Below are 23665 nucleotides of genomic sequence, written 5' to 3'. Positions count from 1 at the left end.
GTTCACTTCTTAAGGCTTTTCGTTCTGAAACGTCTGACGTATCTTCAATTTGTTTATCATACTTGGTTACGACATCGTCTACTTTTCGAACCAATTGAGCGAGCTCATCCAATGATAACTGTTCAGCCGTTTCACGTTGAATTTCAGGTATGATTTCATTCTTAAGTAGCTCATTGTACAGTTGGTTTGACTTTTCAATTAAACTCTCATGATAGTTCTCTATGGATTTCTTCCAGACGAACGTAAATTTATTCGCATTTGCTTCGATTTTTGTACCATCAATAAAAATCGCTTCTTGATCAATAAGTTTCTCTTCGATCAATTGGCAACGGAATTGGACGAAACATTCACGAATTAATTCTTTCACTTCTGGTTGAACACGGAATCGGTTGATTGTGCGGTAGCTTGCTTCATATCCTTGAGCTAGCCACATCATACGAATACTATCTTTTAATAGGGCTTCAATTTTGCGCCCAGAAAAGACAGATTGCGTGTAGGCACATAGAATTATTTTAAGCATCATGCGTGGATGATAGGCAGGACAGCCTTCATTTCGGAGAAATGGTTCAAACGCTTCCGGAGGGATACTTTCAACTAAATGATGGACATGGAAGGCAATATCGTTCTTTTGTAATTTTACTTCTAGATCTAAAGGCAAAATTAATTGATTCATGATATAATTTTTAAACATAAGGACCCTTCTTTCCGATGAAATTTGGTGTGGTAACTTTATTTTATCAGAAGTGGTCCTTATTTTAATTCCAAAATAAACAAAGCCGGTGAAATTTTACTTCTTGTAAAAATTTCACCGGCTTTTTCATCTCAGAGGTGGGTTTTGTCCCAGCCTCTTTTGAATTTAAACATATAATCTCATAATTTTATTATAATCAACAAAAAGAACCAATTTTTCTATATAATAGTAATAAGATCTACAGGAACTATATCACGATTGTGAAAGGGTATTTATATATGGAACTAATTAACCGAGATGCGAGTGATAAATATAAAGGTTTCAGATATCAAAAACTAAGACTGGGAAAAAAAATGTTAGAGTTAATAAAAGCAAATCCGAAAACAAATATAATTGCTTTTCCTGAATACAGAGAAGATGGTTATTTAATTGGAGAGAATGGTACTCAATTCTTTGAACAAGACAAAGAGTATAGTAAGAATTTTACCTTTAATAGTGAAGAAATAAGAAAATCAATTGTCAACTTTATTGATAATTATTTTGATTTAGACAAAGATCCTTATTTAAATTTTATTTTTTTTACAAATGTAGATTACGGTAAAGAAAGACAAAGTGAATTATTAACTGAGCTGAACTTGAAACCTTTACAGAATCCAATCATTCAGTATTTAATCGAAGAAGATTATAATGAAAGAGTAATAGAGTTTGTCACTAAGGTTATTATTCGAACATATCAAGATCAATACAATATCAAACATAGTGAACCAAATACATATAATAGGTTCTATACTAAGTTAGTTAATATGATACATGAAGATTGGGTGGCGTTTCTTAAGCAAGTGACGTTTCAATTTGGACAAGGTGACTTAGAGCAATTAATAAAAGATTTAGACAGTGAAATAAAAGAATGTACTTTTTACAAAATTGACCATGTTAATAAAGAGATACAAATTAGAAACTATATATTGGAAAAAATAGATGAAAGAATGGCTGAAAAACATATAACACAAAAGATGATGAATATGGAGACAGTAAAAAACATATTTTATGAAGTAAGTAGTATAGGTAATGGACTTGAGATTGATGAATTACATTTATTTTGGGATGAAATAAATAATGAGCTAGAAAGTGAAAAAAATTTTAGAAACTTAAAAGAAAAAATAGATGCAGTTTGTAAAGGTTTTAGTTATAAGACACTGAAAAGGTATAAAAGATACGCAACCACTATTAGAGCCGAAATTAAAAAGTATGATAAAAGACAAATATATGCTTTAAGGTACCGTGTGTATGAAAGTATGGAAAAGTATTTCGATGAAGAGTTTGAATACAAGAATGAATACACATATGAAGAATTAAACTCATATATCAAAGGACTCAAAAAAAGTGTAATAAATGATATAGAAGCATTGAAGCAGGATTTTGATTATGGAGTTAAAAATACAATAACAATAGAAAAAATAGTATTACTACTGATAGATGAATGTTTTTATTCTTTTGAAGAGGAGTAATCTAATGAATAAAGATTTTAACCGAAAACGCCTTATGTATAACAACAGTGAAGATTTGTATTTTATTACATACAATATTATTTTACTTCTATACCACTTAAATTGTATTGGTGAAAATAAGCCATTTAATGATTACAGAAAATTAGTATTCTTAATTCCTATAATTTCAGATGAAAAGAAAACTACAATACTTCTAGATTACTATAAAGGAAATCTAAAACCAAATAGGAATATTCATCGTGAAATTAATAGGCTGTATTATGATTCTATTGAAAATATAACATTAATTAGATATGTGTTAATGATTCTAGAAAGAGAAGAAATTATAAAACTTATAAATGTTGAAAGTAGAACAAACCTATACATTAGTAACATTGAAAAATCCAAAGATATAGCAAGTAATTTAAGGTTTAAAGATGAAAAAGAAAGGATTTTGAAATTAAAGAAAAAAATTAGAATGTTAAGTAGATTAAATTATTTAACGTTTGTTGATTGTTTCTTTAAAAGAAATGGAGTTGCAATATGGGAAAATTATTAATTAACTCAATATATTATAAAGGTGAACAGTTTATCTATGATAATGATAAACTTGATAAAGGAATAAATCTTTTAGTTGGGGATAATGACAATGGAAAATCTACTTTCACATACTTAATTGTCTATGGGTTAGGTTTAAATGTTACTTATTTTAAAAGTGAAGGCGATGAACCTATAAATGAAATTGTAAAAGACAATAATAACTTCGTTCAAATCGAGATAATTATAGATAATAATACATATATGCTTAAAAGAAATATTGGTCATAATGTGATTACAATATATGATAGGAAAAACAATACTCATATTTCATACAGCCTAATTAGAAATGGTTATGTATATAAGAAAGAAGAAAAAACATTTTCAGATTGGATGCTTGAGAAACTTGGCATTGATATTATTGAAATAACACAACACTCGAATACACATAAAGTTAATTTCGATGACATATTGAGGTATATGTATTACGACCAAGTAACAGATAATAGAAAAATTGTAAATGAGTTTGGACTCAAATCTACAGACTTCTATAAGAATAGTAATATAATGAAAAGAAGTATTTTTGAGGTATTAATGTCTGGGTTTAATGAAGAATACTACTCAGTTTACTATAAGTTAAAAGAATTAAATAAACAGCTTCAAGAGGAAAAAGAAAATAGGAAATCATTAGAGATTGTAAAAGAAAATATCTTGAAACATACACAAATTAAAAACATTGATAATATACAAGAAGAATTACTTTTAAATAATAGTAATGTAGAAAGACTAGAACGAATAAGAGATGAAGTCAAAAAAGAAGGCAGTTTTGGGATAGAGGTTTCTGAAAGATTAAGATATCTTCAGAAACAAGTAGTTATTTTAACGCACAAAATAAAAAATATTGAGTTTGATATAAATATTGTTCAAGAGGATCTTCTAAAATCAAAAAGAGTAGGTGAAGATACTAAAAATGAAATTGACCATATTGATAAAATACTGTTTACATCTCAGTATATAGACATTATTAGTGAGGATAAATGCCCCTTTTGCCTAGAAAAACTAGATTTAAAGGTAGGGCATTGCATATGTGGATCAGATAAGCATTTGGATTTCTCTAGGTTCATCTATTCTGATAAAGAGTATATGGAAATAATGAAAGCAAAGATAAAAACCCTAGAAACAATAAATGAAACTATAAGGGATTACCAAAATGAATATCAGATGCTTGAAAATAAATTAGAAAATACAAAAAGTGAACTAAATGATAATATTGCTCAGATAAAAAAAATATCAGAAGATTTAACTTATAATTCAAATGCAAGTGCGGTTGATGAAATTACTAATAAGATAATATACTACAGAGAAAAAGAGCCAGAACTTAGATTATTGATAGAAAAAATTGGTGAAATAAAAAATTCAACAAGGGGACTAAATAGGATTGAAAAAGAAATAACAAAGTACAAACAAATATTAACTCACTTAGAAGAACAAAAGGAAAATGCATTACAAGAAAATGTTGATAAATTTGAAGAGATATACAGTTTCTATATTAATGACTTCTATAATAATGAGGATGAAAAAATAGAGGTGAAATTAGATAGAAATTACATGCCTATTATTGGAGAATACAAACATCAGAGTTTTAATGTTCCTAAAAGGTTATTCTATTATTTAACAATGTTAAAAATGTCATTAATTAATGAAACAAAAATTAATTTTCCAAGCATACTAATTATTGATACATTGAAGGATGAGGGGATAGAGATAGAAAGATTAAAGAAGTTGTTTAATTATATTGAAGAATTTAGAGATGAAGATTGTCAAATAATAATAACGAGTGGATATGATGAATACACAAAAGATTTGGAGTCGTATTTAATTGATTGGTTAAGCGATAAGAATAAATTATTAAAAGAATATAAAAATAATTAATTTGATTCTTAATAGTTGGATATTTATAACCAATATTTAAAAGATGAAATTTTGTAAATGAACCATCTATTTACTTTAGTAGTTTTGGTTATTTTGCTTGAGAATAATGTGCCAATTAGTAATTATGGAATATAAATTGACAGGTTGTGATTCAATTATTAGCGATGCTTTAAAATAGCATAATATCAATGGCTGAAGATTTCTGACAATTTGTGACGACTATCCGAAGACCATCGTAAGAGGGGATGGTCAGGTTGTTGTAGTAAGTTTCAAAAGTATAAATAAGATTGTTGAGGTATGTCCATGCTTTGAGAGAACGGATGGAGCTTTTGACTATCCAGACTCTAACCATGGTGGTTCGTGGAAGAAAACAGATCCCATGCCTGAAATCGAAGAGAGTAAAAAAGGCTACCCAAGAAACAAATTCTAATTATAAAAATATATGCAATTTAATAAGAGCTTGGAAAAACAACTATGGCTTTAAATTTGGTGGTTTGCTAATTGATACATTAATCTACGATTTTTTTGAAGAAAATGAAGACTACTATGATGCAACTTATGATTCATACCTTTCATTATTAAAAGATGTCTTCTATTTTTTAAAAACTCGTAACAAAGAACAGAAGTATTGGTATGCACTTGGGAGTAATCAAAAAGTTTACAATAAAGACGGGAAATTCGTTAGAAAAGCCAATAATGTCTATGATAAAATAAAAGATCTTACAGAAGATAGTCAAGATTTATACAATGTATTTCAAGATATTTTTGGAACTGCTTTTCCTGTACCAGAAGAAGTTCAAGAGTCTAACACAATTGAAAAGAGTTCTTTGTTTGGACGTAGTGTGAGACAAACAGAGGAATATATTGAGAAAAAATTTGATGTTGATATTAGATACCAGTTAAAGATAGAATGCCTGGTCAAACAAAGTGGATTTAGAAATATGCTATTAAGAAAAATCTTACGTGATCGACTTCCCTTAAAGTTAAGTAAAACTCTTGAATTCTATATAGAATTCAATGAATTTGATAATTTGTCAAAAGATGAAGATGATAATTTTTATTATGAGGTCTATTGGAAGGTTCTGAATAGAGGACAAGAAGCAATCCGTAAAGATTGTATTAGGGGTCAAATTGTAAGAGATAAAGGAAGTCACAGGAAGACAGAAACTACAAATTTTAAGGGCGATCACTATGTTGAATGCTATATAGTTTACAAGAATGTTTGTGTGGCAAGAGATAGAATAAAAGTACCTATACAAACAAATTGATTCTGGTCAATATAAGGGAGAAAGAGATGAATTATTTTAATCTTAACGCATATTACTCATATATAAAGGGAAGTCCAATAGATAATCAGAAACATGTTGATTATTTACAAAGTAGAAAATTTGATTATATTAATCTAAAAGAATATGAATATATAGAAACAAAACGATATGAAGATGGTTATATTATTCCAATGGATCAAGTAATAAATATCTATCGATCAAATGATAAAGATACTGATGGATGGAGTCTTTATGAATTATTGAAAAATGGACATCGATTCAAACATAAATCATTACATGAGTTTTTTGAAAGAACTAATGCTACTTCCCTTCAGACTTCAATAAATTGGTTGGCAAGTAAAGAGTGTGCTTTTTCGGATTCTTCTGCTACTAATGGATCTCCTGGTGAATTGCCAAGTGCAAATTATTATGAGGATGTTGGTAAGTTTTTTATAAATACTGGTCAAAATCGTGCCTTTGCAGGGCTTCTTATTGGTGCAAAAGAGTATAGAGTAGAGAACATCTCATACTATCGCCGACCGAGAGTTGAAAAAGAGTCTGAGGTATTGGAACAACCAATGAAACACGTATTAGATAATAGTGATAAAAGTATATTGAGTAAATTAAAAAAATGGTTTAGTTATAAATAACAACCTTATTGAAAAAGAAGGCATTAGTATTTTACTAACGCCTTCTTTTTGCCTCTTAAATAACCACGATGAACCTTACCACAAATAGATGCAGTTTTTTATTTTGGATGGAAATAAAAAAGGTGATTTTTACCTATTAAATACATGTTGTTAAAGTTTAATCACATGAATAATCATTCCCACTTTAAAAATAATCATCACAACACCATTTTTATTTTTGAACAGGATTTTAGGACAAAAAGTATAATGTTAATCATCAGCAGGTACAGAATAGAATTCAGTATAACGAAAAAAGCCGTATCCACCGTAGAGAAAGGGCTTTAACTATGCATTTTTCAATAAAAAGTATTTTTTAAATAATAAAGATGAAATCATATCGGGAATCCTGCTAGATATTTATTATTTTGCAAATTTTACTGTAATGATATCATATCCTGTATCATATAAATTAATCATCTACCATTACTTATGTAAATATCAAAAGGTATAGTTTGAAAGAGGTGAAATTATGAAGCATTGTAATGGTAGAATCTTATTAAGGATCCCTCCCGAGCTCCATGAACTAGCTGCTGAACATGCAAAAATTAAGGAGCAATCATTAAATGAATATATTAAGGAGTCGATCCAAAATAAAATTAATGAAGAAAGGGTTGGTTTTAAAGTGGCGACGAATTTATCATTTTCGAAAGTAAGTATTGGTGATAAAAGAAGATCTGAGTTAAGAGAAGCTGTGATAGTTACACAGCATCCTTGGTACATGGAATTGTTGCGTAAACACCAAATATACTTCTTTAATCCAAAATTAGGGAGAGTAACTCCAATGTCATACCTTCTGTTCTATGAAACAACTAAGCAAGAGGAAGATGGTACGAAAAATCAACACCCTCGAACAATTGCGAGTTATGGAAAAGTAGATCAGATCATATTTGATATTAATCCTAATGATTACAAATTTATTCCAGAGCTCAATTCATTAATTGACGATGAAGAGTTTTGGCCTAGAATTAGCAAGTGGGGTAGTACAAATATAGTGATTTTAAGTGATATAGGAGAAATTAATAATACATTATCATTAAAAAATGGATTGGAAGCAAGATACTTGGTAAATAAAACGACCAGCTTACCTCAGCTTGTAAATGCAAAATATATCGAAGACCTATATAAATAGGAAGGTTTGTATATGGCCAAAATTCGACTTGCAACATTTAATCCCTTATGTTTCAATTCTTTGGGAAGAAAAGTGCTTAGTGATAATAAACAATTGGATCCTTATAGAGATGGTTCAATTAGACCTGAGCCTAGCTTTGAACATGATTATCCTGGAATATCATCTTTATGTAGAAAGTCAAAACTTGCTCCTAAGCTAAACAAAGGTGATATCGTTATATACTTGTCTAAGAAGGGGTACTATGATAAAAAAATAAAACACTGGAAGTTAGTGGCGGTGCTTTTAGTTGAAGAAACTATGGTTAGCCATGAGGAAGCTGCTACATGGTACACAAATAATAATTTTCAATTACCAAAGAATATTGTTGTAAATAGAAATGCTCCACTTACATTCAACCTTTCGAACTTTAATAAAAAGCATGCAAAGATGGCTTCTATTGATTATAATTCAAGAGCATCTAAGTATCCGCAATATAATATATGTGAAGTAGTTTATAGGAACACAAAGAATCCTCCACCTATTTATGAACAGGATCTATTTCAAATATATGAAAGAATACCTGGAACACAAAACCCCTGCAATTCTCCAAAGAGCAATAAAAAGACAACCTATACAAACTTAAAACTATTAGTGTCTTTGATTATTTAGTGGATGGCCGAATAAGAAGACTTTGCAAAACAGCAAAAATGTATCAATTAGTGCATTTTTGTTGTTTTTTATGTTTTGTGTATCATTTAAGTAAGAATAGAAACTAAAGAGGCGAAAGTAATTTGAGCCATTCGGAGGGGGAAACCAAGAAGTACACAAATTTCACTAAAGAAGAAATTAACGAGGACTTACGAAGTTTTAAACAATTGATCAATGAAGGAAAATATACAATTGTAAAGAAGTATTGACATGAAATAATGAACTTATAGAGGACTATAAAATTAATTCTGATAAAGAAAAGGAAATTTTACTAAGTCTCGAATGTACGGATTTCTGATATGCCGTTGATAATGAAAATGAAAGAAGTTGCACATGAAAAACTATATGTCTTTTGTAAATTCCAAGAGCTAGATAATTGGGGGGACCTAGAAGTTGATGATATTTATATTAAAACAAACATGACCAAAACAAGGAAAGGAAGCGACTTTCTTATTGTTGTTTCCTTTCACAAAAGAAATAAATCAATTAGGTACCTTTTTGTTAATTAAACATAAACAGATATAGATAATATGAAGGAGGACATCAAATGTAAGCTTTCTGTGAAGGTTGCCATGATGTTGTTGAATACTATGTTAAGGACGTACCCTACGAAAGCACATAGTCGAAAACTGGCATTCCATTCGATAGGCAAGTTTCGAGGATACATATGAGCCAATGCATGTCGGAAGAGTTGAAATCCCGAAGCCTGATGGCGATATTCAATTATTAGGTATTCTAACTGTGACAGACCGTTTGATTCAACAAGCAATCGCCCTAGTTATATCGAAGATATATACTTTTTTGATTTTGGACAATAATCAAGAATTCAACTGTATCTCCAATAGGAAAATTTTGAACTTTTCCATTTCAGTGGTTTTAATTAAAGTTGCTCCAGTAAAAGAGGGAATAATATCCCAAATCATTTAGAAATATTTATTAATACATCCTCCCGTTTTCGCCTTATTTCATTTCTAAATATACGAACTAGTGATGAATAGGCTCCTTTGGCCTTACTGTTTGATACAGCTGTTTCAACAAATTTCCCATATATATCTTCATCTGAATCCTGTACACCTCTATAGTCACTTAGGTGTCTTTGTAGTACCTTTTGAATGAAAACTATACGTTCCTCTTCTTTTGATGGATCAATGAGTTCATCAATAGCTTTAGCTTGATGAATGTCTTGTATGAGTTGTTCATACACAGCTGTTTCTTCTTCAGTTAAATGACATAAGGTAGTTGAAGCCTTTTTTCTAGTGCAACTTGGTTATCATATTGATCAGATGTTATGTCTGTTATCTCAACTATTTCCTCCTTTGAAAGACCATGTTGAATAAGCCTTTCTACTGTCCTTTGAAGAGGGAGGATATTTTTATTCCTTTCATTAATTGTACCATTCATTTTTTCCAAGAGCTTGTCATGGGTTTTAATAAGTTGTTGCATTTCTTTTATGTATATATTCATTTTATTATCATTAAAATCCACTAAAGTAACCTCCTATGTTTTGTTCGTTATAATTCACCTTATTTGTTTAAATAAATGACCATCGATTTGACTTTCAGTATCAAGTTAAAAAAATTAGGTAAACACCACTACATCCTTTTATCTGCGATCACCACTTAAGCCATGTAGGGGCAGTCGCAGTCTTAACGCTGTAGATGAAGGGTTGTAAACAATATTTTTTGTGTTTGACCACATTTTGACCATATTATTGTTTTGCATTTTGTAGGGCATCTCCAAATTTATTAGCAGCTTGTTCCTGCATATCTGGAGTAACATGACTGTATGTATCTAGCGTTGTTTTAATTGAAGAATGTCCTAATCGTTCTTGAACTACTTTAGGGTTTTTACCTAATTTTAATAATAAAGTTGCGTGAGTGTGTCTAAGGTCATGAAATCTAATTATAGGCACACTTGCATCTTTAAATACTATTAAAGAAAGCTGTTAAAGTTCTAGGGTGTATAGGCTCACCGTTCTCTTTGCAAAATAAAAGCCCTAAATCTGTATACTCTTTACCTGTGAAAAGCTTTATTTCATTTTGATATGATTTGTATTTTTTTAAATCGTGGACTAGAGAATCATGTATAGTTATTAACCTTCTTGAACTTGAATTCTTTAAATCTCCAAAGAGGTATCCTTCTTCTTCATATATTAAAGATTGAACAATACTTATTTTACCTGTAGTTAAGTCTATATCATTCCATCTTAACCCTAAAACTTCACCTTTTCTCATACCAGTATGAATAGCAGTCAAGAATAAATAGTGGTAAAAAGGACTTTTGAGTTTTGAAAATCTTCAGAAACAGTCTACCTTCTCAATTGTCCATGTTTATCCTTCTCTTTTTTACCTCTTGGAATTTCTACATGCTGAAATGGGTTTTTATATAAAAGTTCCCATTTGACGGCTTGTCCAAAGCTCCCTTTATAATAGCGAAAACATATTTAATATAACTATTAGATAATCCTTGTTCTATTAAATCTTTAATAAAGCCTTGTCCGTGTATAGCGTAATTTCATTTAACTTTAAATTACCAAGTATTGGGATTGTTCTATACTCAATAACGTTTATATAATTCTTAAACATGGTTTCTTTAAATTTTTGTTTTCCATGTAATTCTAACCAAGAGTATAAATAATCACGAAAAAGTTGGTCTTTAGTTATTATGTTTACACCTTTGTTCATGTTATTTATAAGCTCAGAACAAGCATTTTGAGCTTCCTTTTTTGTTTTAAAACAAGATACAGTCTTTTGTTGTCTTTTTCCAGTTTGAGGGTTTGTTCCTATATCTACAGTGAATGACCACTTATTTCCACGTTTTCTAAAGTGTCCTTTCAAAGTAATGACCACCTTTATATATATTTGTTATTTAATGGATCTGGGCTAATCGGATAAATTTCCAGAATTAAAGTAAGCATATTCGCTGTCGATTTCCTTACTAGTGTTTGGGACTGTAAGCGTGTATTGATTTACTTCTAATTTTAATTTTTCCACAATAGGTGTAACAATTTCTCTCTTTAAAAAGCTTGACTGATAGCCGGAAGGTACTATGGATAGTTTTGAGTATATGTTATACGGAACGTTACAGGATGAAATAGTCACATTGAAACTAAAGAATGAAGAGCTAGAAAGTCAAAACACAAATCTAATGCTTGGTATTGCTGAAACAGCGGAGGCTAACGAGCAGGAAAACACCAATACACAACTAGCGGTTGCAGAATTAGCTGAAGTCGTTATGGGAGGTGTTGAATGATGGCTAAAATTTATGTGAGTCTGATAAATAAAGGATTGCGTACAGTAGCAGAAGTGCCAACAAGGTGGCGTGGTGAAGTTCAAACATTGATTGATGAAGCTAATGCAGTAGAAGAATAAAGCACAAAGAACACACCAACAAAGGTGTATTTTTTATGTGCATTTTTAGTAAACAAAATACCCAATATGGTTACTAAATAAAAATCAAAGTCCTTGTGATAGGGCTTTTTATAATGGAAAGGAGAAAAATCATGGACTATATTAGCTCAATTTTTATAGGAATAACATTTTTAGTAGGCTCGTTCGTTTCATATTTAGTGGGAGGATGGGATTGGCAGTTACTATTTTGCTAGGGATGATGGTTATTGATAATGCAACTGGTTTAATTGTTGGTTTTATAGAAAAGAATCTTAGCAGCAAAATGGGCATCAAATGGTTAATGAGGAAGGTATATATTCTGTTGCTCATTGGTGGCGTTTATATGATAGAAACACTAATGTTTGAAACTGGATATATTGCAGATGGCGTAGCAATTGCATTTATAGTTACTGAGTTTATAAGTATCACCGAAAACGGAGCAAAGTTAGGCGTACCAATACCACAACAGGTTAGGGATCTGTGAAGGTTCAGGATCAATTATTAAGAGAAACTGGTCGAAAGAACAGAGGGGTTAAAACAGCAGATTTTCACATACTTAGAAAATCAAACATGACAGCAATTCTGCCTGAGTGTGGATTTATGAGCAATAGGGAAGAAGCTCACTTACTAAAATCTGAATCTTATCGTAGGAAATGTGCTCGAGCAATTGTAAACGGTTTGGTAGAAAACTGTAAGCTGAAGAAAAAAGCTTCAAAACCTAAACCAAGTACCCCAAGTGAATACGCTCATGAACTTGTATAAGCTGTGAAATGGGCAAAAGAAAACAACATTTCAAATGGTGAACAGTTGAACGTGTCTTGTACAAGGGCGCAAATGTTACTTATGCTATATCGTGCTTTAAAAATACAACATATGGATTAAACATAATATAAACTACAGCAAGATTTATACCCCACAAAAAAACAGCCCTGCTTAGTAGGCTGTTTTTTGTTTTGATATTCCAGAATTTGTTATAATAATACTTAAGGAATAACGATAATTTCCGGATTGTTGGAGTCTACTTTTCCTGCGAAGATTATTTCGCTTATAATATAAAAAGAAGTAATAGGTTCAATTGTTAATTTTGTTTTATTATTTCCATCTTTATCATAAGAATAAATGTTATATGTGTATTGATCATTTTCTACACCGAGATATTCAAGAGCTATTACTTTGTCTTCGTATAAGAAGAAGTGGTATGTTTGATCTATTATCTTTTTAAAATCAGATCCATCTTTTTTCATTTTATAAACATTCTCTTCTTCGTTTTGAAAATATAGGTACTCTTCATCGCTCAACATAGCATAAGCAAATGTATTATTTTTTAGTAATTTTTCATTTTTTCCTTCTGTACTAATACTATAAATATCAAATGAGTCATTGTCATTTCTTTTCGTAAAATATATCGTATTATTTTCAATATAAAAACTGTCTACAGTATCTACAATTGTTTGGGGATTTTTTCCTTCTAAGTCTGTTTTAATTATTCCTGAATTTATATCATCAGAAGTATAAAAAATGTTCTCATCTTGTACGTACAATTCAAATAAACTTTCATCGATTATTTTCTTAAGCTGTGTGCCATCCTTTTTCACTTTATAACCAGCGTAGTCAGACATACTTATAAAATAAACATAATCACCTACAGCATTAATCCAACTTGCAGTGTCGTTAGATAACGTTACTTCTCCATCTTTATCAAACAAAGTAAGTCCATCATGGCCCACATAAATTGTGTCTGTATCTGAAAAAACAAAACCTCCCATCCAGAAATTACTCCATTTATAAGAATGTTCAAATAAAGAGGTTTCGAGAGAATCCTTTGTTTCATCGAGATTTTCATCCAGATTGTTCTCAACATCGGTACCATTTGAATCATCAATCTCTTCATTATCTTGGGCTGTGCTTTTTATTATCCTAGTCATAAAAACTGAAAATTGAGCTCTAGTGACTAAACCATCAGGGTTAAATGTTGTTTCAGTGACACCAGTTGTTATTTTATTGGCAGCCAAACCTTGTACATAACTATATGCCCAATGAGTTGAAGGTACATCTTGAAAATCAACTTCACTTTTACCTTCTAATTGATATGCTACTGACAAAATTGAAGACATTTCTGCTCGAGTAACTTTTTTATATGGATCAAAAATATTACCTTTAACTACATCATCAAATAATCCATGTTTCGAAACGGCAGATACTACATTCTTGTATTCCTGAGGTACATCATTAAATGTATGCGTTTCTTCATCAAAGTCATAATTTTTATCCCTATTAATCATTAAAGCAATTTGAATTCGTGTTAAATTATCATCTGGACCGAAGAGGCCATTAGCATACCCGTTAATAATTCCTTTATTAGCTAAAAATTCAATTTCATTCTTTGCCCAATGATTTTCTCCTACATCAGTGAACGTATTTTCAGCATAAATATTTACTGGAAATAAGCTTACGATTAATACCACACTTGTTATTAAAATTAAAAGTTGTTTTCTCAATTAATCTCTACCTCTCTGTTTAATAGATTTAGTATATAAAAAATATAATTCGTAGAATAGTTTACCATACAAACCAAATGCAGGAAAAATATTTTTTATATGAATAAACTATATTAATAAAGAAAGTTTATAGAAAATAAGTCAACTGTGTAAGGGGAGATTTGTTTATTAACCATAATAGACATTGTGTTGATTTCATAGATATATTCACTCCTTTTTCTCGTTTGTCACAAAACTACATATCTTCTAGAAAAATAAGTAATATTGTAGTAATGCATTTTTTAAATGTTTAATTTTACTAAAATAAAGACAATACGTAGGAGGATTTATTGCATGAAATCAACGAAGAAATTTCTAGGGTTTTTGATTTGTTCTTTATTTGCATTACTGTTGCCGTAAGTAGGGACTCCAAATGCAGCAAGTGCTGGGGTAGGAGATGTATTAGAAAGTCCTGAAGATGGATGGAAAAGATTCGAAGATACAAATAGGAATATTTCACATTACGGATCTGTTGGCATGTATATAGGGCTTTTATATTCGGGAGATTCATACTCTCTTACTAAAAAAGGCGCAGAGGATACCTTGCTAAGGTATAAATTCACAGGCGAACAGATTAGGTTATTATATCCTGATTTGAACACTGAAATAAACCTGACAATAAAAATTGATGATCAGTCTTATACAATTTCGGAATCTGGAATAGGTGGATTTCTGCCAACTGTATTCTTTGAAAAATTAGATTTAGAAGATAAAGAACATATTGTTGAAGTTTCTGGTGAGAAAATATATTTAGATGCTATAGATATAGAGAAAGGTGCTGAGCTCTTACCATATGTTGAAGATGGATGGAAAAGATATGATGATCAAAATCAAAATATACAAAGCGATGGATTAATGAGAGTGACAGATACTATTTATAAGTTTAATAATACGGCTACTAAAAGTGGTCCAAAAAATGGTTTTGATAAAAAAATAAAGTTTAATTTTACGGGGACGAAAATTAGATTAATAGAGTCGTTTCAGGCATTTTATGCAATTAACTCAACAATAAAAATTGATGACCAAATATATAATTTTCCACAATATGATATATCAGATCCAAAACGATATAACCCAGTGTTTTTCGAGAAATTAGGTTTAGAGAATAAGGAGCATACGGTTGAAATTACTGTAAGTGACCGTGATGATTATTTTTTTGTTCTTGACGCAATCGACATAGATGCAGACGGTGAACTATTACCGTATAATGAAAATGTTTTTTCCCTAATAGCAACTCCTGATGACTCTGAAGTTGTTCTTACTTGGGATGAAATACCAGATGCTTCTTTCTATGTATTAAGGTCAACGACTCCAGGAGGCCCGTATACTACACTTACTAAAGGTTACTCTGGTACAACATTTACTGATACAGGAGTAGAAGATGGAGTAACATACTATTATGTAGTTAATGGAAGCACATACGATAGTGTAAATGATGAATTTGAGTATTATAATTCAAATGAAGCTTCTGTCATTCTTGAAGCTACACCATTGGAATAGTTGAAAAATGTTTAAAGCCTCAGATTTTGGGCTTTTTTTATTAAACACAAGTGATATTATGTATCGTATCTTCATAAACCAGATAACTAATTTTAATAAAGCGAAATGTCGATTTTCTTAAATATAATTGTTGAAATGATGAGAGATACTGGTCCTTCACATATATTTTGTTCGCCCATAAGCTGAAAGTATGAGGTGATGAATATGTTATTACGGAATCAAATGGACTCAGTTGCGTATCATCAAAATATTTTCGTCCATCAAGTTTACCAACTTTAAATTTAAGATTTCAAACTTCGGAGTTCTTCAAGCCCTTATATAAAAAAACACATGATCAAATTCAGGTACCCCCAGAGTTGATTAAAACAAAGGAAGCCTAATCTTAAACCATATAATAAAACATAGCATAGCAATTAATAATAGATAACTAGACATCAATAATTACCTCCTCATTTTCAACATGACCTTATATTATAATAACTTCCAATTATTCATTATATATGTAAAAATAATACCTTGTCATTATCCATCGTATTAAAAGAAGAAAATGTAACTCAAAGGATTACTCTTAATACTGAAACTAGTAACCTTTTTGGAAATTATGATTACAATGAATTCTTTATATATTATAGCTTCAATAGATACATAGAGTAGCAAGGTTATTTATGTTATAATCATGCAGTAATTCCAATTATTATTAGATTTTATCTTAATCTTTTAAAATATAGGGGGAATTTACATGTCTACCATTAATATAAAAACAAATGAAGTGAACAATACAGTACCTGACTTAGTAAAAAATAAAAGAGAGTTATCTAATATGGGAAACAGATTATCTACGGTGAAATACCAAATAGATGGAAAAATCATATCTCGTACAAACGTTAGCTCTCAAATAAGTCAAGTCTGTATTTCTATAAATAAAATAGAAGAATTACTACAAGAAATAGAGAAGTTTATTGTTCAATCAGTTGATAGATATAATAAGGCTGAAGATTATCTAGTAAAAGAAGCAATGTCTATAGTGGATGGAAAGAATGTTAACAATAATTTAAATATGGGCATTGATTGGAAAGTAATTATGAACACGTTTATTACAGGTGAGTCGGCATTTTTAAAAAGGAATAACCTGAAAGCTATTCCTGGATACACTTTTAAAATGTTTAAAAAAGACGGGAATGTATTTATAAAAGTGGTTGGAGATATGATGAGTGGAAACCGGTTAAACCATAGTGATTTTATGAAATATAGACAAATGTTATCAACTGAGTTAGGGGGAACATGGAAATGGGGAAGAAAATTTGTTAATGAACTTGTCAACAGTGGGGTTCAACTGTATGAAAAAGATGGTAACACATTTTACAATAAAAATATAAATAAATTTAAAAATACTCAATTCGATGATTTAAATTATTACATAAACAGTGTTGGTCAGCCTCCAACAAAAGTTTGGACAAGTACTTTTAAAGAAGGTATGAAATTTTGGGACGATTTCATAGGTTGGAAGAGTGTTTCGAATATGAAAAGACTTGGAAAAGGATTATCAATATTGGGGTACGGTTTAACAGTGCGAGATAACATAAACGCTAATTTAAGAGATGAATCCGGTGAATTTTCTTTTACTTTTGACAAATCTGTAGATTTTTTTGTGGATACAACTGTTGATATAGGCTTTGGTAGTGCGGCTATAGCGGTAGGGACAGCAACTGTATCAGCAATTGGTACTGCTACAGCTGGTGGAACAATCGGATCTTTTTTGTTACCTCCAGTTGGTACTGTAGTGGGCATTGTAGCAGGAGCAGGAGTGTTTTATGCTCTTAATACAAAAATACCTTATATTAATAAAAGTGTTGTAGAAGCAACAAAAGATATAGCAAATTTTGTAGTAGATGAAGCAATAGAGTTTGGAAAAGACATTAAAGATGAAGTAATAGAGCTTGGAAATGACATTAAAGATGAAGTAATAGATTTCGCAGATAATGTTGTGAGTGGGATAGGAAAACAACTAGGTAAAATTTTCTAGGGCTAACATATGTAAAGGGGCTCAATTATGAACAAAACAAGAAATAAAAAACAAAAGAAAAAAGTCAGAAGCAAAAATCAAAAGAACGAAAAAACAATAAATGTGTATTTGTTAAAACCACTTCAATATATCATCTTTTTCTTTACATCAACCATAATCAATCCTGCCTCAATCTATGGTTTTACTGAAGGGGAAATTAAGGAAACCTCCCATATATTGTCTATTATACCTTATGCTTTAATAATGTATATAATTCTTAAATGGATAAGCAAATATCCTGTTTCTGTTTTTGGAAGGATTTTTGTAAATACTATCCTAATTTGTAGTACCATACTAGCGATTTTAACATACATCACAACTATTTTTTTACGAGATTTAAGTATGGATAATATTATAATAGATGTGTTATTAACTATTATTTGTGTTGGCGTTTCAGCTTTTTGGTTAATCTTAAACCCATTAGCAAGGTGGCAAAAAGTATACGAGTAAAGTTCGACTTTTGATGACTATAGAACACAAGTGTTATTGTGTTTCGTAATATATCCATTGAATAAACAAAAAGAGGGAGTGTAGAATTGGGGATAGTCCATATTAACATTTTTATACTTACCATCGGTGTGATAATGTTAAATTTAGGATTTGACATCAAAAAAAGATGGATCATTAATCTATCCATTTTTTTTCTTGCTATATCAATTGGATTCTTAGGAATAGGATTTTTGTGGGTATTGTCTATAATGCCCAGTGATTGATTTGTCAGTTAATCGGGAAAAATAAAGTCCATAATAAGGTTATATGAAACAGAATAGAAATTATGGTGAACATCCAGAGTATATGTAAGCCCTCCCTGATGGTTCATGAATGGAGGAGACATCAGGGAGGGAGAGTGATAATAAAGGGTGTACTTTATGGTATATAATAATTTAATTGATCTTGTATTAATGTGATAGGTCAAATTAATCAATTTTATGCAACACAATGATTATTGAGGTTATTAAAGGGCTGCAGTCAGTCCTTTTTTGTTTGTCTGCGTCAATATGGGCAACTATGGTATAATTGGAATACAATAGCGAATTTCTAAGGGTGGTCGGCTTCATTCCCTGAAAGGGGGTGAGGCGTATGACGGTATTTGAAGCGTTGATGTTGGCAATTGCATTTTGCGGGCTGATCATTTCAGTACTGTCTTTTAACAAAAACGACAAATAGACCACCCTTTGTATCCTGATAAGATGAGGGTGGTCTATTTCACATGATTTAGCCGACTCCTGAAGGAATCGTTATTGTTAGGCCGTAGGTGTTGCTGCACCTTCGGTCTTTCTTATTGTATGCAGTTACTGCTTGTCTATGATTAGAATATCATAATTGTTGGAAAATGTAAAAAGAAGTTAAAAAAACCTCAAACAATAAACTAATAGGAAAGTAAATAGTGAACTAATTGCAAAAAACTTTTTATGTTTGTTTTCTTCTTGCCTATCACTAGATATAAAATTTATATATTTCTTTAGTAATTTACCTATAATCATTACGATTATAATAAGTCCTATTGTATAAATTAAAATAGTTCCAGAAGGAGATTCACTCGTAGCCATAATCATAGTTTTATTTAAAAAAAGTATCAATACAGTTGTCATAGTTATGACATAAATAAATGCAATAAAGTATTTGTTCAATAGAGCGTTCATTTATCCTCACTCCTTTTTTTTATTCTATAGATAGCATTGTTAAATTGTCAACGCTATTTGATAACAAAAAAACGAGGTTAAATGGATTAACCTCGTTCACAATATTTTAAAAAGGATAGTAAGGTGTAATTTGATTAAAGTAAGTTCTGCAATCATCTGCAACTCTCCAAGCATTATAGAGTAAGATAGTGTTGCAACAACGACACCTAAAGATTCTATAATTGCTACAGCTGTAGTATATGGTTTAGGTACAAAGAAATAAGTTAGAATAAGCACCATTATTTCTACAGTCATAGCAGCCTCTAATTCTATTTGAGTCCCTTTTAAATCTAGCACTGGATTTCTAAAATCATTTAATGTGTTACCATAAATTTGTCTGGATAATCAGATTTTGAAGGCATAAAACGGATGAATGGTTCGGGGGATTTTTGCTATCACTTGTTATCAACCTGATAGAACTTAAATAATTTATCCTAGCAGGGGTCGGGCACCAAAAAAGAAAAAGCTCTGAGCAGAAAATCTACTCAGAACTCAAAGATTATTTCAATTTATTACCGTCGATATACACTTTAATTTTATCAATTTTACCTTCACGATTGAAAATAGTTTGACTTGTTACAAGATCTAAAGTATCCACATCTTCAAAAATGCTTTCTGTACCATCTTTATAACAAACGATGATTTTCTTGTTGCCTTCTAGGTAATAAATTACCGGAACTGCACAGAATGTAAATCCTAAGGAATTCTCATCTAACTGGATTGTTTCAGTTTCGGTAGCATTACTATTCCTAGGTAGGGACCAGGATTTCATTTCTTTTAAAAACTCAGACTTTGCTAATAACTCCGGTTTGAAACGAATACGCCCCTCCTCTACCTTTACTCCTAACTCACCTAGTCTAGAGATAAAGTCTTCTTTTACCTGTCCGGTCATACCAGGTTGTTGTACTCCCGCAAAGCTCGGAGTATGGGAATAAGCATCTGTTGGAAATGCGCCGTATTGTTCCGGTGATTTTTCTAATCCTATTCCTGTCTTAATAGCTTCATACTCAGTCATAAGCGCCTTAGTTTCTTCATTCATACCACTTTGACAATATATATCATTGAAGCTTTCTTGTGTCGCCAAAACTAGCTTTGATACCATGTGCCAATAGATAGATCCTAACCCTTCATACTTATAAAAGGTACCGGAGCGTCCTGTGAAAGCATGATGGTCAAAAAGGTTTGAGAAGATTTCTTCAACAATTTTAATATCCTCATCGTTATACTCTTTTGTGGCTTTTAGTGCTTCTCGAATCTCTTCACCGTTTCTGAACTGACCGTTAAAGTGGTACTTCCCATTCACATCTTTTTCTATAAACCGTGTGTGATTCTGATTCAGTTCTGCTTTTAAAACAGTTGATGACATAACTTGTTCATCAGGAATCACATTTTTCTCTAAGAACTTTGGCAATTCACGGTTTGGATAGAGCATATAGCTGTCTTGGTCTTCGCGATAAATAGAACTATTTCTAAGTGCCTCTAGTACATTAATGGCTTCTTTTCCATCTAAAGCTTTTGAACTTAGAACGGCAACCTGACCTTCTAACATCTCATAAAGATTTGATATGCTACAGTTTTCGTTATCAAATCGGATGAGATTGTATGAGTGGTATAGACCGTCTTCTCGTTTATTCTTTTTAATTGAATCTTTTAAATGAATCATTGAAACCTCAATAAATTCTTTAAAGGAATCTATAGAAAGTGCCGCTTTTTCGCCTACAAAACCATTGTCATATATAGAATTTCTATATGTTTCGCCAATCTTACCTAACGCTTTTACAATATTAAAACGAGTGTTGTCGGACATATTATCGCCAAGATATTGTTGACTTTCCTTTAATACCTCCATTGTATCATTGAACATCTGAAGCACTTCAACTGAAACCTCAACAGAGTCCTCTTTAATTTCATTAACTATTTGACTCATATAAGCTTGGAAACGATGTAAATAATAAAGGGTAACCATTGACATTCCATTCCCAACAAGAGCGTTGTTAGCATCGTTCCACTCTGGACGTTGAGTATTCATCCAAATACCACCCTCTGGCACATAGTTAGAGAACTTAGCAAGCATAGTAACCAAAAGTTTTTCCATTAAATTAACTTTGTAGATTCCGTCCCTGTTGTAAACTAACTTACCATCTGATCCAAGACTTGCAACTTTGTTGTCAATATGTTGTTCACTCTCTTCACTATAAACAATACTGTTTCTTGGGTCGTCTACTAATGCATCAAATCCTTTAATTCTATAGGGCACATTCGCATATACAAAAATGTCTTTATGAAGAAGGTCCAGTAGCTTTTCAGGATTATAAGACTTTGATAATTCCATTAGCTTTAAAAGATAAATAATTTGATGATCTCCCCAGTATCCAATATTTGACCACGGATCTTCAGGGTCAAGCTTCTCCCAGTCAATTCCGTCTTTCGTAATTCGATATGGGTTATACCCGTCTGCTGTTGATGCATTTACGAATTTAGCAATTATACTCTCTGTAAATGCAGGGTAGGAAATGGATAAGGCTTCCCAGTTTTGAAATATATCACGCCAGTTCCCTTCAAACTTTAGCTCCTTGCTTCCATCCTCTTTGGTAATCTCTATATTAAATTTATTCCATGGACGACTTGGATCTCCATGTCGCCTACTGAATGTAAGTGGTAAGTACTCTAATACTAAACGTTCAAAATCCTTACAATTAAGCTGTCCTACCATAGCAATCAGTTCATTATAGTTAATTGTTTCAGGTAATCGGCTCATAAAATCCAGTTGCTTCGTATATACTTCTTTATTCCAATTCCCTACAAATGCTTTGAAATCCTCTCTATCAATCTCATAGCCATCTACATATATGCCACCTCGCATAATATTGTAAAGGGTATTTGAAAAATGTCTATAACCCTCTTTCTCATTTGAAGTACATTGGAATCCATCTGCATTAAACACTAGTTTTTTAAGATTGTACTCACTCTTTGAAACATCAACTTCAATCTCTTCAAGAATCGATTGATTGTTCATAACGTCTTTAATAAGTTTCTCAACTTTCGAAGCGCTTTGATTAAGCTCAGCTACTATATACCAATTTTTAGATTCATTACCATTAAGATGGATAGAATCTACAACATAGTAAGAACCTCTTCTACCCTTAATATCAACTTCTGTTTGAATCTCTTCGTTTTGTGAGAACGCTCTAATCTGTTGTTCTGACAGAAGGTAGCTAGGATTCTCAAGTCCCTTTGACCAAACCGTCGTTGCTTTCAATGATTCACTTGGCTCAGCTTTATCTGTTATGATCGAACTAAGTGTGTAAATACCAAGCCCTGCTTTTTCTACTAATTCACATCGTTTATATCCATCGACAAGCGTACTTTTTGTGGTTTGTAAAAGCGTATTGACACCATATGGTAGTAAGTTACGAATTCCGTCTAGGACTCTAATATCTACTTCCTTATCAGCCATGTTAACTATTCTAGATTCTTTAATAAATCCAAATAAATCACTACTCTTCCATGTATAGGTATAACTAACCTCTAGGTCATGGTTGATCTCTTCAAACATAACTTTATTGCCTATAGTGTTTTTATATAGGTTTCTTGTAATCTTATATACATTGTCATTATGAAAAGAGAAAGGTTTCCACAGGAAGTTCCTATCGTCTTTATTGACGATTAGGACTGTATGTGATCCGGTTGTCTCAATACTGTCATGGATTTTATCATCTGTATAATACGGAAATAAAGCTGTCTCTGCATTTTTACGACCGCAAGTCAGCCCGCCAGTACTTGATATAAACATCCAAAGGTCAACATCACTTACTACTGTCATAAAGAATGGATTCATTTGATTGTAGTTTTCAATCTTAAAATATGTGTCCTTATTCATAGTTACCGTTTCAAGCGAAACCGCTTTCGTTTCAGCGTGCAAAGATGCATTTCCTAAGTACAAATTTGGTGTTTTCTTCATTATATGTTCCTTTCTGAATCAGATTTTAAAATTTATCTCGTCACTAAATATTATAATGTGATAAGGCTAAAAGTACAATAAACTTCAGAACTGGAGAGGAATTTTAAGAATTAA

Annotated in this window: 21 protein-coding genes and 1 pseudogene; 16 read left to right on the top strand and 6 right to left on the bottom strand. The window is 31.2% G+C overall.

Going from position 1 to position 23665, the window contains the following annotated elements; translation table 11 throughout:
- Nucleotides 1–691 (bottom strand): transposase (locus SLH48_RS12570; protein WP_320258452.1); only part of this gene is annotated, 691 nt, incomplete at its 3' end.
- 278 nt (nt 692–969) lie between these two features.
- Here SLH48_RS12570 and SLH48_RS12565 point away from each other — a divergent pair.
- The 8 genes from SLH48_RS12565 to SLH48_RS12530 all read left to right on the top strand — a co-directional run bounded on the left by SLH48_RS12565 (nt 970) and on the right by SLH48_RS12530 (nt 8381).
- Nucleotides 970–2199, top strand: coding sequence for a hypothetical protein (locus SLH48_RS12565; protein WP_320258451.1), 1230 nt, complete (start codon nt 970–972; stop codon nt 2197–2199).
- 4 nt (nt 2200–2203) lie between these two features.
- On the top strand, nt 2204–2737 hold the full coding sequence (locus SLH48_RS12560; protein ID WP_320258450.1) for a hypothetical protein: 534 nt from the start codon (nt 2204–2206) through the stop codon (nt 2735–2737).
- Nucleotides 2722–4647 carry an AAA family ATPase gene (locus tag SLH48_RS12555; RefSeq protein WP_320258449.1) on the top strand — a complete coding sequence of 642 codons (1926 nt, stop codon included), beginning with the start codon at nt 2722–2724 and terminating at the stop codon, nt 4645–4647. Before SLH48_RS12560 ends, SLH48_RS12555 begins: the two co-directional genes overlap by 16 nt.
- A 202-nt stretch (nt 4648–4849) precedes the next feature.
- Nucleotides 4850–5077, top strand: coding sequence for an SMODS domain-containing nucleotidyltransferase (locus tag SLH48_RS12550; protein ID WP_320258465.1), 228 nt, complete (start codon nt 4850–4852; stop codon nt 5075–5077).
- The gene (locus SLH48_RS12545; protein WP_320258448.1) at nt 4968–5915 is read left to right on the top strand and encodes a nucleotide-binding domain-containing protein; all 948 of its coding nucleotides are present in this window, start codon (nt 4968–4970) and stop codon (nt 5913–5915) included. The genes SLH48_RS12550 and SLH48_RS12545 overlap by 110 nt, the downstream gene beginning before the upstream one ends.
- A gap of 26 nt (nt 5916–5941) precedes the next feature.
- Nucleotides 5942–6565, top strand: a complete 624-nt coding sequence (locus tag SLH48_RS12540) for a hypothetical protein (protein WP_320258447.1) — start codon at nt 5942–5944, stop codon at nt 6563–6565.
- A 508-nt stretch (nt 6566–7073) separates the two neighbouring features.
- Entirely contained in the window at nt 7074–7733 is a 660-nt protein-coding gene (locus tag SLH48_RS12535; protein WP_320258446.1) for a toxin-antitoxin system HicB family antitoxin, read from the top strand.
- Nucleotides 7734–7745: 12 nt separating this feature from the next.
- Nucleotides 7746–8381, top strand: a complete 636-nt coding sequence (locus SLH48_RS12530; protein WP_320258444.1) for a hypothetical protein — start codon at nt 7746–7748, stop codon at nt 8379–8381.
- A gap of 958 nt (nt 8382–9339) precedes the next feature.
- On the opposite strand, the gene SLH48_RS12525 is transcribed toward SLH48_RS12530, so the two are convergent.
- From SLH48_RS12525 to SLH48_RS12515, 3 genes and pseudogenes are all read right to left on the bottom strand, one after another.
- Entirely contained in the window at nt 9340–9624 is a 285-nt protein-coding gene (locus tag SLH48_RS12525) for a hypothetical protein (protein ID WP_320258442.1), read from the bottom strand.
- Between the two features lie 17 nt (nt 9625–9641).
- Nucleotides 9642–9905, bottom strand: coding sequence for a hypothetical protein (locus SLH48_RS12520; protein WP_320258441.1), 264 nt, complete (start codon nt 9903–9905; stop codon nt 9642–9644).
- A 223-nt stretch (nt 9906–10128) separates the two neighbouring features.
- Nucleotides 10129–11257: pseudogene (locus tag SLH48_RS12515) on the bottom strand (tyrosine-type recombinase/integrase).
- 211 nt (nt 11258–11468) lie between these two features.
- Between SLH48_RS12515 and SLH48_RS12510 the strand changes: the two are divergent.
- From SLH48_RS12510 to SLH48_RS12495, 4 genes are all read left to right on the top strand, one after another.
- Nucleotides 11469–11672, top strand: coding sequence for a hypothetical protein (locus SLH48_RS12510; protein WP_320258440.1), 204 nt, complete (start codon nt 11469–11471; stop codon nt 11670–11672).
- Nucleotides 11669–11791 (top strand): CD1375 family protein, encoded by a 123-nt coding sequence (locus SLH48_RS12505; protein WP_320258439.1) that lies wholly within the window; start codon nt 11669–11671, stop codon nt 11789–11791. Before SLH48_RS12510 ends, SLH48_RS12505 begins: the two co-directional genes overlap by 4 nt.
- Before the next feature lie 211 nt (nt 11792–12002).
- On the top strand, nt 12003–12293 hold the full coding sequence (locus SLH48_RS12500) for a phage holin family protein (protein WP_320258437.1): 291 nt from the start codon (nt 12003–12005) through the stop codon (nt 12291–12293).
- Nucleotides 12290–12571, top strand: coding sequence for an N-acetylmuramoyl-L-alanine amidase (locus tag SLH48_RS12495; protein ID WP_320258436.1), 282 nt, complete (start codon nt 12290–12292; stop codon nt 12569–12571). Before SLH48_RS12500 ends, SLH48_RS12495 begins: the two co-directional genes overlap by 4 nt.
- 221 nt (nt 12572–12792) lie before the next feature.
- On the opposite strand, the gene SLH48_RS12490 is transcribed toward SLH48_RS12495, so the two are convergent.
- Complete coding sequence (locus SLH48_RS12490; RefSeq protein WP_320258435.1) at nt 12793–14307, bottom strand: S-layer homology domain-containing protein; 1515 nt, start codon at nt 14305–14307, stop codon at nt 12793–12795.
- Nucleotides 14308–14889: 582 nt separating this feature from the next.
- Between SLH48_RS12490 and SLH48_RS12485 the strand changes: the two genes are divergently transcribed.
- The 4 genes from SLH48_RS12485 (at nt 14890) to SLH48_RS22500 (ending at nt 19075) form a co-directional block, all read left to right on the top strand.
- Nucleotides 14890–15846, top strand: a complete 957-nt coding sequence (locus SLH48_RS12485; protein ID WP_320258434.1) for a hypothetical protein — start codon at nt 14890–14892, stop codon at nt 15844–15846.
- 739 nt (nt 15847–16585) lie between these two features.
- Nucleotides 16586–17869: a YtxH domain-containing protein gene (locus tag SLH48_RS12480; RefSeq protein ID WP_320258433.1), complete on the top strand. Its 1284-nt coding sequence runs from the start codon at nt 16586–16588 to the stop codon at nt 17867–17869.
- Between the two features lie 27 nt (nt 17870–17896).
- Nucleotides 17897–18358, top strand: coding sequence for a hypothetical protein (locus SLH48_RS12475; RefSeq protein WP_320258432.1), 462 nt, complete (start codon nt 17897–17899; stop codon nt 18356–18358).
- Between the two features lie 630 nt (nt 18359–18988).
- Nucleotides 18989–19075 carry a putative holin-like toxin gene (locus SLH48_RS22500; protein WP_413785419.1) on the top strand — a complete coding sequence of 29 codons (87 nt, stop codon included), beginning with the start codon at nt 18989–18991 and terminating at the stop codon, nt 19073–19075.
- 1014 nt (nt 19076–20089) lie between these two features.
- On the opposite strand, the gene SLH48_RS12470 is transcribed toward SLH48_RS22500, so the two are convergent.
- Nucleotides 20090–23551 (bottom strand): hypothetical protein, encoded by a 3462-nt coding sequence (locus SLH48_RS12470; RefSeq protein ID WP_320258431.1) that lies wholly within the window; start codon nt 23549–23551, stop codon nt 20090–20092.
- Between the last annotated feature and the right edge of the window lie 114 nt (nt 23552–23665).

This window comes from Cytobacillus sp. IB215316 (genome assembly GCF_033963865.1).
GTDB lineage: Bacteria > Bacillota > Bacilli > Bacillales > SM2101 > Nanhaiella > Nanhaiella sioensis.
The sequence above is the reverse complement of the archived record's forward strand: the minus strand, read 5'-3'. Positions and strand labels throughout refer to the sequence as shown.